The 12,352-nt window shown below is 70.5% G+C and carries 7 protein-coding genes, 1 tRNA gene and 1 pseudogene; all 9 read left to right on the forward strand.

All coding sequences use genetic code 11. The features are described from left to right. The first annotated feature begins 197 nt into the window (after positions 1-197). The 9 genes and pseudogenes from dnaA (at position 198) to FA582_RS00045 (ending at position 12,334) form a co-directional block, all read left to right on the forward strand. Positions 198-1,679, forward strand: coding sequence for a chromosomal replication initiator protein DnaA (gene dnaA, locus FA582_RS00005; protein WP_010147278.1), 1,482 nt, complete (start codon positions 198-200; stop codon positions 1,677-1,679). 497 nt (positions 1,680-2,176) lie between these two features. Further along, entirely contained in the window at positions 2,177-3,310 is a 1,134-nt protein-coding gene (gene dnaN / locus FA582_RS00010) for a DNA polymerase III subunit beta (protein WP_010147279.1), read from the forward strand. Between the two features lie 41 nt (positions 3,311-3,351). Beyond that, positions 3,352-4,329: a phosphogluconate dehydrogenase (NAD(+)-dependent, decarboxylating) gene (gene gnd, locus FA582_RS00015; RefSeq protein WP_010147280.1), complete on the forward strand. Its 978-nt coding sequence runs from the start codon at positions 3,352-3,354 to the stop codon at positions 4,327-4,329. A gap of 24 nt (positions 4,330-4,353) precedes the next feature. After that, on the forward strand, positions 4,354-5,613 hold the full coding sequence (locus FA582_RS00020; protein WP_010147281.1) for a DNA replication/repair protein RecF: 1,260 nt from the start codon (positions 4,354-4,356) through the stop codon (positions 5,611-5,613). After that, positions 5,610-6,161 (forward strand): DciA family protein, encoded by a 552-nt coding sequence (locus FA582_RS00025; protein WP_010147282.1) that lies wholly within the window; start codon positions 5,610-5,612, stop codon positions 6,159-6,161. The genes FA582_RS00020 and FA582_RS00025 overlap by 4 nt, the downstream gene beginning before the upstream one ends. Before the next feature lie 283 nt (positions 6,162-6,444). Continuing rightward, positions 6,445-8,559: a DNA topoisomerase (ATP-hydrolyzing) subunit B gene (gene gyrB / locus FA582_RS00030; protein WP_010147283.1), complete on the forward strand. Its 2,115-nt coding sequence runs from the start codon at positions 6,445-6,447 to the stop codon at positions 8,557-8,559. A gap of 121 nt (positions 8,560-8,680) precedes the next feature. Continuing rightward, a pseudogene (gyrA, locus tag FA582_RS00035) lies at positions 8,681-11,382 on the forward strand (DNA gyrase subunit A). Between the two features lie 427 nt (positions 11,383-11,809). Then, entirely contained in the window at positions 11,810-12,169 is a 360-nt protein-coding gene (locus FA582_RS00040) for a DUF3566 domain-containing protein (RefSeq protein ID WP_051125135.1), read from the forward strand. An 88-nt stretch (positions 12,170-12,257) separates the two neighbouring features. Then, positions 12,258-12,334: transfer RNA gene (locus FA582_RS00045), tRNA-Ile, on the forward strand. Positions 12,335-12,352: the final 18 nt, after the last annotated feature.

Genomic DNA, 12,352 nt, shown 5'->3' on the forward strand with positions numbered 1-12,352 from the left:
AGGACGCCAGCGTGTCCGGCAGCGACACGCCGCCAGAGCCGAGATTGTCGTGAGCACCACTTGCGGCCCACGGTCCGCGCTTGTTAGCGTCGGCGCTTCCGGCACACCTCCACCACCTTGTCCACATGCTGTGGATAACCTTGTGGATGACTGTCGGCACCACCGCTGTCATCCGTCGAGAGGGGCTGAGCCCACCCATGTCCCAGCCCTCGACCGACTCGGGCGACACGTGGCGCAGAGTCGTCTCAGAGCTCGAGGACAAAGGGCTGGGGGCACGGGAGAAGGCCTTCCTGCGCCTCACCACGATGGTCGGTGTCCTCGACAGCACCGTGCTCCTGGCCGTGCCGTACCCGCACACCAAGGAGATGCTGGAGACCACCCTGCGTCAGCCGATCGTCGACCTGCTCTCCCGGGAGCTGGACCGCGAGGTCCGGCTGGCCATCACGGTCGACGACGACGTCCGCCAGCGGGTCGAGGACGAGGCCGACGACGAGGCCGACGAGGACGCGCAGACCCGCGAGTCCCTGACGCGCCCGGCCTCCCAGCCCAGCTCCTCCGCCGGCGCGGGCGTTCCTGGGCCCTCCGGCAACGGCATACCCCGCCCGGCCACGCCCGCCGGCCCCGCCGTGACCGGCGCCGCTGACGAGGCCCGCCTCAACCCGAAGTACTCCTTCGACACCTTCGTCTCCGGCCCCTCCAACCGGTTCGCCCACGCCGCCTCGCTGGCGGTCGCCGAGTCACCGGCGCGCGCCTACAACCCGCTGTTCATCTACGGCGAGTCGGGCCTAGGCAAGACGCACCTGCTGCACGCCATCGGTCACTACGCCCGCAAGCTCTACCCCGGCGTGCGGGTGCGTTACGTGAACTCCGAGGAGTTCACCAACGACTTCATCAACTCCATCCGCGACGACAAGGCCGGCGCGTTCCAGCGGCGCTACCGCAACGTCGACTTCCTGCTCGTGGACGACATCCAGTTCCTGCAGGGCAAGGAGCAGACGGTCGAGGAGTTCTTCCACACCTTCAACACGCTGCACAACAGCGAGAAGCAGGTGGTCATCACCTCCGACCAGCCGCCCAAGCGGCTGTCGGGTTTCGCCGAGCGCATGCGCAGCCGCTTCGAGTGGGGGCTGCTCACCGACGTGCAGCCGCCCGACCTGGAGACGCGGATCGCCATCCTGCGCAAGAAGGCGGCGCAGGAGGGTATGCAGCTGCCCGACGAGGTGCTCGAGCACATCGCCAGCCGCATCACCACCAACATCCGCGAGCTGGAGGGTGCCCTCATCCGGGTCACGGCCTTCGCCTCGCTGTCCTCCCAGCCCGCCGACGCCGATCTGGCCGCGCACGTCCTCAAGGACATCGTGCCGGGCAGCGACACCGCGCAGATCACCGTGTCGACGATCATCCGTGAGGTCTCGGAGTACTTCCAGATCAGCATCGACGAGCTCTGCGGGACCTCCCGGTCCCGGACGCTGGTCAACGCCCGCCAGATCGCGATGTACCTCTGCCGTGAGCTCACCGACCTCTCCCTGCCCAAGATCGGTCAGGAGTTCGGTGGACGCGACCACACCACGGTCATGCACGCCGAGCGCAAGATCCGCGCCCAGATCGGCGAGCGCCGGGCGCTCTACGACCAGATCGCCGAGCTGACCGGCACCATCCGGCGCGCCTCGCAGCGCTGACTCCCCCGAGCCCCTCGCACAGCGTCGGCCCCGTTGTCCACACCTGTGGATAACCCTGTGTGTAGTTGCTCAGCGTTCACCATCGTCACATCCGTTGCTCCCGTCGCGCCCTCGACGGTGCTCCGGCAGGCCGCCTGGCCCTGTGCACGAGGTGTGGAGAAGGTGGGCGTTCGCGCACGTCAGGCTGGGGACGGCCGGTGCAGGACGACGACGGCCCTGGGGATCGGCGGCAGCCGTCCCCACCCCCCGCTGCTGGCTCCACCGCGACGTCCACCCTCGACGCACAGCCCACGACGGAGCTCCGCGGCACCCCTCACCTGCACCGACAGGGGTCCGGGCACAAGGTTGTCCACAGCATCCACAGGACCGATGACGATGACGAATACCTTGTTCTCCTCATCCATCCTCCTGCGTCCCTGGGGACGTGCTGCAGCGGGACCGCGGGGTTCGTGGCAGAGTTGCCCCGAAGTCCACAAGTCCGGAAGGTTCGAGGTGTCGTGAAGTTTCGTGTCGAGCGCGATGTGCTCTCCGAGGCGGTGGCGTGGGTCGTGCGCGGCCTGTCCAACCGCCCCCCCGTGCCGGTGCTGGCCGGTGTCCTGCTGACGGCTGACCCCGAGGGCACCCTGACCTTCTCCGCCTACGACTACGAGGTCTCCGCGACGGTCACAGTCGAGGCCGAGGTGTCCGAGGGCGGTCAGGTCCTCGTCCTGGGTCGACTGCTCGCCGACATCGCCCGCAACCTGCCGGCCAAGCCGGTCGAGGTGTCGACCGACGGGGCGAAGGTCTCGCTGACCTGCGGCTCCAGCCGCTTCGCGCTCATCCAGATGCCCGTCGCCGACTACCCCCAGCTGCCGACGCAGGCCCAGGCCAGCGGGTCGGTGCCCGGGGACGTCTTCACCCAGGCCGTCAACCAGGTCTCGATCGCCGCGGACCGCGGTGACACCCTCCCGATCCTCACCGGCGTGCGGGTCGAGATCAACGGCGAGAAGATCACCATGCTCGCCACCGACCGCTACCGCCTCGCGCAGCGCGAGCTGACCTGGTCGCCGGGCAGCACCGACGCCGACCACGTCTGCCTCATCCCGGCACGGACCCTCTCCGAGACCGCGAAGTCCCTCGGGGCCAGCGCGGCCGTCGACCTCGCCCTGGGCGAGGCCGGTCGCGGCGACGGTCTCGTGGGCTTCGAGGCCGGTCGTCGACGCACGACGACCCGCCTGCTCGACGGCGAGTACCCCAAGGTCACCTCGATCTTCCCCTCGTCCGTGGACACGGTCGCCGTGGTCGACACCCAGTCCTTCATCGAGGCGGTCCGGCGCGTGGCGCTGGTGGCCGAGCGCAACACGCCCGTGCGATTGCGCTTCACCGACGGGCAGCTGGCCATCGAGGCCGGCACCGGCGACGACGCGCAGGGCAGCGAGGCGGTCGAGTCGACCCTCGAGGGTCCGGAGATCGAGATCGCCTTCAACCCGCAGTTCCTGCTCGACGGGCTCAACGTCCTCGGCCAGCCCTATACCCGGCTGTCCTTCACCCAGCCGTCCCGACCAGCCGTCATCTCCGGTCAGCCCGAGATCGAGGGTGAGGCCGACGACTCCTACCGGTATGTCCTCATGCCGGTACGCTTCGCGGGCTGACCGCGGCACACCTGATCGTCCACCCACAGAAGGAGCAGCAGATGAAGATCGGCATGATCGGCCTGGGCAAGATGGGCGGCAACATGCGCGAGCGGTTGCGGCGGGCGGACATCGAGGTGGTGGGCTTCGACCTCGACGAGAACCTGCGCGACGTCGACAGCCTCGAGGCCATGGTCGGCGAGCTCGAGGCTTCGCGGGTCGTCTGGGTCATGGTCCCGCACGGCGCGCCGACCCGGTCCACGGTCGAGCAGCTCGGGGAGCTGCTCTCCGAGGGTGACCTCGTCATCGAGGGCGGCAACAGCAAGTACACCGAGGACATCGAGCTCGACGCGATCCTGGAGCCGCTGGGCATCGGCTACGTCGACTGCGGCGTCTCCGGTGGTGTCTGGGGGCTGGAGAACGGCTACGGGCTCATGTGCGGCGGCCGCCCCGAGCACGTGGAGATCGCCATGCCGGTCTTCGACGCGCTGCGCCCGGAGGGCCCCCGCGAGGAGGGCTTCGTCCACGCCGGCGAGGTCGGCGCCGGGCACTACGCCAAGATGGTCCACAACGGCATCGAGTACGGCCTCATGGCGGCCTACGCCGAGGGCTATGAGCTGCTCCAGGCCAAGGACATCGTCACCGACGTCAAGGGCTGCTTCCAGGCCTGGAGCCGAGGCACGGTCGTCCGGTCCTGGCTGCTGGACCTGCTGGTCAAGTCGCTGGAGGAGACGCCGGAGCTCGAGGGCGTGAGTGGCTACACCACCGACTCCGGGGAGGGCCGGTGGACGGTCCAGGAGGCCATCGACAACGCCGTCCCCATGCCGGTCATCAGCGCCGCGCTCTTCGCCCGCTTCGCCTCCCGCCAGGAGAACTCCCCCGCGATGCAGGCCGTGGCCGCGCTGCGCGGGCAGTTCGGTGGTCACGCCGTCAAGATGCTCGACGACGAGGACACCCGCGACGCCGACCAGGTCGAGGTGCACGAGGGTGCCGAGCCCAAGCACGACGAGGGCCAGGCCCGTCCCGGCGACGGCTCTTGAGCCCGAGCCCCGCGTCCGCGCACGGTGCACCTGAGCCACCTCGGCATCGCCGACTTCCGTAGCTATCCCACCGCCGAGGTGGATCTGGGGCCCGGTGTCAGCGTCCTGCTCGGGCGCAACGGGCAGGGCAAGACCAATCTCGTCGAGGCGGCCGGCTACGTCGCCACGCTGAGCAGCCACCGGGTGGCCCAGGACGCGCCGCTGGTCCGTGCCGGGTCCTCCGGCTCGGCGATCGTCCGGGCGACCGTGGTGCGCGAGGGGCGTGAGTCCCTCGTCGAGCTGGAGATCGTCCCGGGCCGCGCCAACAAGGCCCGGCTCAACCGCTCGCCCGTGCCGCGGCAGCGCGACGTGCTCGGCACGCTGCGGACCGTGCTCTTCGCGCCCGAGGATCTCGCTCTCGTCAAGGGCGACCCCTCCGAGCGCCGACGCTTCCTCGACGATCTGCTGGTCGCCCGGCAACCGCGCTGGGCGGCGGTGCGCGCCGACTACGACAAGGCGCTGCGGCAGCGGGGAGCGCTGCTCAAGCAGGCCTCCCACCTGTGGCGAGACCCCTCACGGCGCCGCGGCGGGGGCAGCTCCTCCCGGCTCGCCCCGGGTGAGAGCCTGGAGGAGGCCCGCGCGGGCGCACTGTCGACGCTGGCGGTGTTCGACGACCAGCTGGCCCAGATCGGGGGTGCGCTGCTCTATGCCCGGCTGCGGCTGCTGCGCGACCTGCGGCCCTACCTCGACCAGGCATACCGGACGCTGAGCGACAGCGACACCTCGGCAGAGGCGACCTATCGCAGCAGCCTGGCCGACGGACTGCCCGCGGCCGGGGCCGTCGCGGCCGGTGAGGTGCCGCCACGGGAGGAGCTCACGGCCGCGATCCTCGCGTCGATCGAGGCGGTCCGGGGTCAGGAGCAGGAGCGCGGGGTATGCCTCGTCGGACCGCACCGCGACGACGTGCTGCTGAGCCTCGGTGAGCTGCCGGCGAAGGGCTACGCCAGCCACGGGGAGTCCTGGAGCCTCGCGCTGTCGCTGCGGCTGGCCGGCTTCCATCTCCTGCGCCACGACCTCGGCACCGACCCGGTCCTCGTGCTCGACGACGTCTTCGCCGAGCTGGACTCAGGGCGGCGGGAGCGCCTGGCCGACCTCGTCGCGGACTGCGAGCAGGTGCTCGTCACCGCAGCCGTCGCCGAGGACGTGCCTGAGCGGCTGCTCGGCGCCGACGGGCAGGTCTTCGACGTCGTGCTCGGCTCCATCACCGCCCGGGAGGGCGCCGAGCCGGGGACCGGGGAGCCGTGAGCGACGGACCAGGAGCCGAGGGCACCGGTCAGCCCGACCCCGACCTCGAGCCGGAGACGATGGAGGCCGCCCGCGAGGCGCTCGCCCGGGCCCGGCGCACCGCCCGGGACAAAGGTCTACGGCCGGGGGCTGCGGGGAGGACCCGTCGTCGCCGGGGAGGCGTGACGGGCGAGGAGCCGGACCGCAGCGCCCGCAGCGACCCCCAGCTGCTCGGTGACGAGCTCGAGCGGCTGGTCGCCGGACGCGGGTGGGCCGGGGAGGTGCAGGTCGGCGGGGTCGTCGGTCGGTGGCGCAGCATCGTCGGCGACCAGGTGGCGGACAACGTCGAGATCATCGCCTTCGACGGCAGCGTGCTCACCGTCCGGGCGCGCTCCACCGCGTGGGCCACCCAGATGCGGCTGCTCACGTCCACGGTGCTGGCCCGCATCGAGGAGCTCGTCGGTGAGGGGCTCGTGAGCGAGATCGTCGTGCAGGGCCCGGCCGGTCCGCACTGGCGCAAGGGGCCCCTGTCCTCGAAGGGTCCGGGCCCCCGCGACACCTACGGCTGATCGACGCGGGGCGGCCCAGCGGGTCGCCGCGAGCCGCGGTCGGTCGCCGACGCGCTCTGAGCCTCGAGATGCGCGGCCGCGTGGGGGGATGCCTGATCCGGGTTCGCTCCGCTCTCATCTGCGTTGAACGGCCGCACACGGCGCACGAAGGCCTGGGGAAACTCGGATCTGAGGTGCGAAAAGGGTAGACTGAGACGTCTTTGACACATCCACCCGAGGAGCCCCCTTGTCCAGTGCCGGACCAGAGCACGGAGCGAGTCCCGACGCCGCCGGGGAGCCGGCCATGCCGGAGCTCCCCGAGGCTCCCGCGGAGTCCGGTGAGCCGGAGTCGCTGGCCACGGCCTCGGCCTACGACGCGTCGGCCATCACCGTCCTGGAGGGTCTGGAGGCGGTCCGCAAGCGCCCGGGGATGTACATCGGGTCCACCGGCGCCCGGGGCCTGCACCACCTGGTCTGGGAGATCGTGGACAACGCGGTCGACGAGGCGCTGGCCGGCGAGGCCGACCGCATCGACGTCACCCTGACCGCCGAGGGCGCCGTGCGGGTGCGCGACAACGGTCGCGGGATCCCCACCGACATCCACCCGATCGAGAAGAAGCCGGCCGTCGAGCTGGTCCTCACCCAGCTCCACGCCGGCGGCAAGTTCGGCGGCGCGGGCTACAAGGTCTCCGGCGGGCTGCACGGCGTGGGCTCCTCGGTCGTCAACGCGCTCTCCGAGCGGCTGGACGTCGAGGTGCGCCAGCGGGGCAAGGTCTTCACCCAGACCTACCACCTGGGCGTGCCGCAGGCTCCGCTCGCCGAGCGCGACCCTGCCACCGAGGCCGACCGGCAGACCGGCACGACCGTCACCTTCTGGCCCAGCGCCGACATCTTCGACACGGTCGACTTCGACTACGAGACGATCCGCGCGCGCTTCCAGCAGATGGCCTTCCTCAACAAGGGCCTGACGATCGCGCTGGTCGACGAGCGTCCCCACGAGGTCAAGACCGACGTCGACGCGCTCGACGACGACCCCATCGACGGCGAGGGCCCGGACGACGACGGCGTCACCCCCGGCACCGAGCGGGGCTCCGGCGCGGCCGCCGCGACGCCGGGCCGCACGCATACCTATCGCTACGACAACGGTCTGCTCGACTACGTCACCTACCTCAACAAGTCCAAGCGCAGCGAGCCGGTGCACGAGGAGGTCATCGCCTTCGAGAACACCGACGAGGAGCGCATGCTCAGCCTCGAGATCGCGATGCAGTGGACCGGCGCCTACACCGAGGCCGTGCACACCTACGCCAACGCCATCAACACCCACGAGGGCGGCACCCACGAGGAGGGCTTCCGGTCGGCGCTGACCCGTATGGTCAACGACTTCGCCCGCGAGCAGAAGCTGCTCAAGGAGAAGGACCCCAACCTCACCGGCGACGACATCCGCGAGGGGCTGACCGCGGTCATCTCGGTCAAGCTCGGCGAGCCGCAGTTCGAGGGGCAGACCAAGACCAAGCTCGGCAACTCCGAGGTGCGCGGCTTCGTCCAGACGGCGATGTATGAGGAGTTCGGCCACTGGCTGCAGGCGCACCCGCGCGAGGGCAAGGACATCGTCGGCAAGGCGGTCCAGGCCGCGACGGCACGGATCGCGGCCCGCAAGGCCCGCGACGCGACCCGCCGCAAGGGCCTGCTGGAGTCCGGCGGGCTGCCCGGCAAGCTGCGCGACTGCCAGTCCAACGACCCGACGATCTCCGAGGTCTTCATCGTCGAGGGTGACTCGGCCGGCGGCTCGGCGGTGCGCGGGCGCAACCCGCACAACCAGGCGATCCTGCCGATCCGCGGCAAGATCCTCAACGTCGAGAAGGCCCGGCTCGACAAGATCCTCGCCAACCAGGAGGTGCAGGCGCTCATCAGCGGCTTCGGCACCGGCATCGGCGAGGAGTTCGACATCTCCAAGGCGCGATACCACAAGATCGTGCTCATGGCCGATGCCGACGTCGACGGGCTGCACATCCGCACCCTGCTGCTGACGCTGCTCTTCCGCTTCATGAAGCCGCTCATCGAGGCGGGCTACGTCTACCTCGCGCAGCCGCCGCTCTACCGCATCAAGTGGACCAACGCCGAGCACCAGTTCGCCTTCACCGACCGGGAGCGCGACGCCCTGCTCGAGGAGGGCGCGAGCAAGGGCTGGCGGCTGCCCAAGGAGACCGGCGTGCAGCGCTATAAGGGTCTGGGTGAGATGGACTACAGCGAGCTGTGGGACACGACGATGAACCCCGACACCCGGGTGCTGCTGCAGGTCTCGGTCGAGGACGCCGCCAAGTCTGACGAGATCTTCGCCATCCTCATGGGCGAGGACGTCGAGTCCCGCCGGGCGTTCATCCAGCGCAACGCCCGCGACGTGCGGTTCCTGGACATCTAAGGATCAAGCGAGGAACGAGCGATGACGAAGATGTCCCCGAGAGTGCGACATCTGACGCGAGGGACGTGCGGCATCCCACCCACCACTTCTGACTGCATACCGGAATCGACCTAGGTGACTCATGGCTGACGACAACCAGACCCCCGACCTCCCCGAGGTCCCGGACGCCACCGGCGCGATGGAGAGCGCCGACGCGGCGCTGGAGGCCGCGGTGACCGGCGACCGCATCGAGCCGATCGACCTCAACGCCGAGATGCAGCGCAGCTACATCGAGTATGCGATGAGCGTCATCGTCTCGCGGGCGCTGCCGGACGTGCGCGACGGCCTCAAGCCGGTGCACCGCCGGGTGCTCTACGCGATGTATGACGGCGGCTACCGCCCCGACCGCGGGTTCAACAAGTGCTCGCGCGTTGTCGGTGACGTCATGGGTCAGTACCACCCGCACGGCGACGGCGCGATCTACGACGCCCTGGTGCGCCTCGTGCAGGACTGGTCGATGCGGCACCCGCTGGTGCAGGGCCAGGGCAACTTCGGCACGCCGGGCGACGACCCCGCTGCGGCGCCGAGGTACACCGAGTGCCGGCTGCACCCGCTGGCCATGGAGATGGTGCGCGACATCCGCGAGGACACCGTCGACATGGTCGACAACTACGACGGCAAGACGCGTGAACCCTCCGTCCTGCCGGCGCGCTTCCCGAACCTGCTGGTCAACGGCTCGGCCGGGATCGCGGTGGGCATGGCGACCCAGATCCCGCCGCACAACCTGCGGGAGGTCGCCGAGGGCGCCCAGTGGCTGCTCGACCACCCGGAGGCCACGCGCGAGGAGCTGCTCGAGGCGCTCCTGGGCATCATCAAGGGCCCGGACTTCCCGACCGGCGCGCTCATCATGGGCAAGAAGGGCATCGAGGACGCCTACCGCACCGGGCGCGGCTCGATCATCATGCGGGCGGTCGTCGAGGTCGAGGAGATCCAGGGCCGCACCTGCCTGGTCGCGACCGAGCTGCCCTACCAGGTCAACCCGGACAGCCTGGCCAAGAAGATCGCCGAGCTGGTCAAGGACGGCAAGCTCAGCGGGGTCGCCGATCTGCGTGACGAGACCTCGGGGCGGACCGGGCAGCGGCTGGTCGTCGTGCTCAAGCGCGACGCGGTCGCCAAGGTCGTGCTCAACAACCTCTACAAGCACACCCAGCTGCAGCAGTCCTTCGGCGCCAACATGCTCGCGCTCGTCGACGGCGTGCCGCGCACGCTGCCGGTGTCGGCCTTCATCCGGCACTGGGTCGACCACCAGGTCGAGGTCATCGTGAGGCGCACGCAGTTCCGCCTGCGGGAGGCGGAGGAGAAGATCCACGTCTTCCGTGGCTACCTCAAGGCGCTGGACCAGCTCGACGAGGTCATCGCGCTCATCCGCCGCAGCCCGTCCGCCGACGAGGCGCGGACCGGGCTGATGGACATGCTCGGCATCGACGAGGTGCAGGCCCGCGCCATCCTCGACCTGCAGCTGCGTCGTCTCGCCGCGCTGGAGCGGGCCCGGATCCAGGCCGACCACGACGAGCTCGAGGCGCAGATCCTGGAGTTCGAGGACATCCTGGCCAAGCCGGAGCGGCAGCGGGAGATCATCTCGACCGAGCTCGCGGAGATCGTCGATAAGTTCGGCGATGACCGGCGCACGACGATCGTGCCCTTCGACGGTGACATGTCGATGGAGGACCTCATCCCCGAGGAGGACGTCGTCGTCACCATCACCCGTGGTGGCTACGTCAAGCGCACCCCGGTGCGGGAGTACCGCGCCCAGCACCGCGGCGGGCGCGGCAAGCGCGGCGCGGCGCTGCGCGCCGACGACGTCGTGCAGCACTTCTTCGTCACGAGCACCCACCACTGGATGCTCTTCTTCACCGACCAGGGGCGGGTCTACCGGTCCAAGGCGTATGAGTTCCCCGAGGCCGGCCCGACCGGCAAGGGGCAGCACGTCGCCAACCTCATGGCCTTCCAGCCGGACGAGAAGATCCGCTCGGTGCTGCCGCTGCGCGACTACGAGCAGTCGCCCTACCTCCTCCTGGCGACCAAGAACGGCCTCGTCAAGAAGTCTCGGCTCACCGACTACGACTCCCCGCGCTCCGGTGGCCTCATCGCGGTCAACCTGCGCGAGGGCGACGAGCTCGTCGGTGCCGGGCTGGCCTCCGGCGAGGACGAGGTGCTGCTCGTCTCCCGGGGCGGCCAGTCGGTGCGCTTCCCGGCGGCCGACGAGACGCTGCGCCCCGATGGGACGGGCGACCTCCGGCGTGACGGGGATGAAGTTCCGTGGCGACGACGAGCTGCTCGCGATGCAGGTCGTGGCGCAGGGCACCCGATCCCTTCGTCTTCGTCGTCTTCGAGTCGGGGATGGCCAAGCGGACCCCCGTGTCGCAGTACCGCCAGCAGGGTCGTGGCGGGCTCGGGATCAAGGTGGCCAAGGCGAGCGACAAGGCCGGTCAGGTCGTCGGGGCGCTGCTCGTCGACGAGACCGACGAGGTGCTCGTGCTCACCGAGCGCGGCAACGTCGTGCGCTCGCGCGTCGGCGGGGAGAATGGCGTGCGGGTCACCGGGCGCGACACCAGTGGTGTCATCTTCGCCCGGCCGGGCAAGGGCGACTCCATCGTGGCCGTCGCCCGCAACGCCGAGGCCGCCGCCGAGGAGGAGCTCCAGGAGGCCGCCCCGACCGAGGCCGACGGCGCGGATGCCTCGGCTCCCGCGACCGATGGCGTACCGTCGGAGCAGATCGACGACAGCCCGTCGTCGAGCGCTGAGACCGGCGAGACCGAGAGCACTGAGGGAGACGGCGCATGACCAGCACTCCGGGACCGTCGGGGTCGACCTCGTCCTCCGCCGACGAGACGCAGGTGCACCCGAAGGCGAGGGGTGAGGAGACGTCCTCCTCGCGGCCCTCCGGACGGACCGATGGCGACAGCGGCGACGCTCGTGGCGCCGCCGGCGGTGACGACGGCGGCGACGACCGCTCGGCGGCGGCGAAGATGAAGGACGGTGCGTTGGCCCGCACCGCCCAGGGCCGCGATCTCGCGGCCCGCAAGGCGCGGGCCCTGCGCGGCGCGACCGCCGGTCTGGCCTCCGGCTCGGCCGCCGGCGCCAGCGCCGGACGCGGCCCCGCGCCGACCGCGCGGGGTGCCTCCCGCGACGGTGCCGCCGGAGCACGGCGCGCACCTCGGGCAACCGACCGCCGAGCCGGCCGGCTCCGCGGCGCGGCGGCCCGCGCCGGGTGCGCCTCACCGCCCAGCGGATCGACCCGTGGTCGGTCCTCAAGATCAGCTTCCTCGTGTCCGTGGCGCTGGGAATCTCCGGTGTGGTCATGGTCGCCGTGCTGTGGACCGTGCTGTCGGGGATGAACGTCTTCTCCACGATCAACGACTTCCTCACCCAGATCACCAGCGGTGAGGCGAGCGGCCCGACGATCGACCTCACCGACTACCTCGGCTTCAGCCGGGTGATCTCCCTGTCGGCCGTGCTGGGCGTGCTCAACGTCTTCCTGCTCACGGCGCTGGCCACCCTGTCGGCCTTCCTCTACAACATCTGCGCCGCCCTCGTCGGTGGCGCCCAGGTGACGCTCTCCGACGAGTGAGAGACCGGCCTCGCGCCCCGGACCGGCCGTTTTGGTGAGGCTCCAGGGTGTGGGGTAATCTCGATCCTCGCGTGCGTCGCACGCACCCGGGCCTATAGCTCAGTCGGTTAGAGCGCTGTCCTGATAAGACAGAGGTCACTGGTTCAAGTCCAGTTAGGCCCACCACCCACAGGCGTCGTCGCC

Origin of the sequence: Serinicoccus profundi (genome assembly GCF_008001015.1) — a bacterium.
Classification (GTDB): Bacteria; Actinomycetota; Actinomycetes; order Actinomycetales; family Dermatophilaceae; genus Ornithinicoccus; species Ornithinicoccus profundi.

Coding starts and splice junctions, on each gene's coding strand:
- dnaA (WP_010147278.1), top strand. CDS start 198: ATGTCCCAGCCCTCGACCGACTCGGGCGACACGTGGCGCAGAGTCGTC.
- gnd (WP_010147280.1), top strand. CDS start 3,352: ATGAAGATCGGCATGATCGGCCTGGGCAAGATGGGCGGCAACATGCGC.
- gyrB (WP_010147283.1), top strand. CDS start 6,445: ATGCCGGAGCTCCCCGAGGCTCCCGCGGAGTCCGGTGAGCCGGAGTCG.